The organism is Micromonospora sp. NPDC005806, from assembly GCF_042871425.1.
Lineage (GTDB): Bacteria > Actinomycetota > Actinomycetes > Mycobacteriales > Micromonosporaceae > Micromonospora.
The window spans coordinates 1-2247 of sequence record NZ_JBIAIL010000094.1; the positions used below are offsets into that span (position 1 = coordinate 1).

A 2247-nucleotide genomic window follows, 5' to 3' on the forward strand; every position below is an offset into this window, starting at 1 on the left:
GATCGACCAACTCCACCAACTCGGCTACCAAGTCACGGTCCAACGCACACAAACAGCCTGACCTGATCACCACGACCGCCCGATTTTCGTATCAGCGGTGATGAGTACCGCCTTGAGGCTGACCATCGCAGCGGTGCGGGCCTTGACCGCGGCGTCCTTGGCAACCTTGATCTGGCGGATCATCTCCACCGTGCCGTCGTTGGTCTTCGGGACGGCGGTGGAGCCACCGGCCAGCACGGAGCGGGCAGCGTTCTCGGCGTCCAGGGTGTCGCTCTTGCCGAGCAGCCGGCGGTCGCGGCGATCGGTGCGCAGGACCTCGATCACGCTGAGACCGCGGCGACGGACCGCAGAGGTGAGCCCGGCGCCGTAGGAGCCGGTGCCCTCGATCGCGAAGATCAGCTTCTTGGCGCCGAGGCCGGCGGCCCAGTCCAGTAGCTGTTCGTAGCCGCCGCGATCCGCTGAGAAGGACCGGGCGTCCAGACGGCCGCCGATCTCGTCAAGGGCGACGGCGACGTGAACGTGCTTGTGGGTGTCGACACCGATGACGACTCGACGCCGTCGTGGGTCGGGGCTCATGCTTGACATCGCGGGCTCCAGCTCAGACCAGGGGTGACGGGGTTCGTGACGCTGGCCGGCCGGGTGGACGGGACTGTGACGGGACCTGTTGCGATCAGGCTCCTATGAGGTCACTGCCCGCCCGGCCAGCACCACTGGCACTGCACCGGCAGGCGGACGACAGATCAACAGCAAGGACACCCAAACCGCGGGGTCGGTCGTAACAAGAGTCAGGCCGCCTGCCGGCGCCTACCAGTCTCACAGTCGTAGCTGTCGCCGACGGAGCCCATCGAGGGCAGGATCCCGTTGTCCTGTAAGCGTTCCGCGAAGCGAAAGGACGGGTAGTTCGACCCGCGGTCGCTGTTGTGGATCAACTGGCCGTCGCGGACGTCGCGCGACCAGATGCCGTATTCGAGGGCGGCGAGGATCAGGCCGGTGTCGCAGCGGTCGGACGTCTTCCACCCGACGATCCGGCGGGAGAACGCGTCGCGGACCGCGGCGAGCCAGAACACGCCCTCGCCGCAGGGGATGCGGGTGGCGTCCGCGACCCACAACCGGTTAGGCCGGTCGGCGGTGAACTGCCGGTTAACCAGATCCGGCGCCGGCGTCGCCCGCGGGTCCTGCCTCGTGGAGCCGCCGCGCCAGCCGCGACGCAGGAACGCCCCCTGCCAGCCCTGCTCGGCCATCAGCCGCTCGACCCGCTTACGGCCCACGCGGATGCCGTCGCGGCGCAGCTGCCGGTGCACCCGGTCCGCGCCCGTAGGTGCGCCCTGACGTCTCCCAGATCTCGTGGATGTTGAGATCAGCCCCAGGTCGACCACGTCGCGGTCGCAGGGCTGTTCGGCCTGCCTCACCCACGCGTAGTAGGTCGAGGCGCCGATGTTCAGGACCCGTAGCAGGAGCGCGACCGTGAACTGGTCACGGTGTTCGTGGATGAACCTCATGACCGTCGCCGGGTCGGGTCGAGCTCCGCCGCGAAATACGCGCTCGCGGCCTTCAGGATCTCGTTCGCGCGCCGCAACTCGGCGACTTCCCTGCGCAGTCGGCGGTTCTCCTCCGCCATCTCGCTGGTCGGCCGGTCGTGACGCTCACCCGTGTCGGCCTCGGCCTGTCGGATCCAGTTCCGCAACGCCTCGTGATGAACGCCGAGCTGCTCGGCCAAGCGCCGGATCACCGGCTTCGGATTCGACTCGCGGTACAAGCGCACCGCGCGCTGACGTAGCTCATCGGGGTACTTCTTCGGTGCTGCCACGGACGACTTCCTCCCCACGGCCATCAGACCATGATCAAGAAGCTCCATGAAAGCGGGGGTGGCTCACAGCGGCGCCGCGAGCCACGACACGCCGCCTCGGTGCATCCGTGTGTCGATGATCAGCCACGGCCGTCCGTCTGGTGCGGTGGGGTGATCCGCACGCCGTTCGGTCACTGCTTGTTGCCTTCCCTGCCGACCCCGTAGTCGTGCCCGAGGCACGGTACCCCACCCTTGCGGTGTCCTCCTCTGAAGCGTCGACGAACCCAACCGGTGGGGTCCCCGGAACCGCTGCAACAGGTCGAAGACGCCCCGCCGAAGCCACAGCTGCCGCTAGGCAAAGGCCCCCTAGCCTCGGTCTTTCGCTAACTGTTGATCAAGGCCGTTGAGGCGGCTGGTTGATCTTTCGGGTGGTCATTGCTGGCGTGGGTATACCGGTGGCC

The 2247-nt window shown here is 67.7% G+C and carries 3 protein-coding genes; all 3 read right to left on the minus strand.

Features of this window, described 5'->3' with window-relative positions; genetic code table 11:
* Positions 1–66: 66 nt before the first annotated feature.
* Entirely contained in the window at positions 67–585 is a 519-nt protein-coding gene (locus tag ACFYOS_RS36330; RefSeq protein WP_387151871.1) for a transposase, read from the minus strand.
* Between the two features lie 200 nt (positions 586–785).
* Positions 786–1499: an IS3 family transposase gene (locus tag ACFYOS_RS36335; RefSeq protein ID WP_387151874.1), complete on the minus strand. Its 714-nt coding sequence runs from the start codon at positions 1497–1499 to the stop codon at positions 786–788.
* Positions 1496–1807, minus strand: coding sequence for a transposase (locus tag ACFYOS_RS36340; RefSeq protein WP_387151877.1), 312 nt, complete (start codon positions 1805–1807; stop codon positions 1496–1498). The genes ACFYOS_RS36335 and ACFYOS_RS36340 overlap by 4 nt, the downstream gene beginning before the upstream one ends.
* Positions 1808–2247 lie beyond the last annotated feature (440 nt).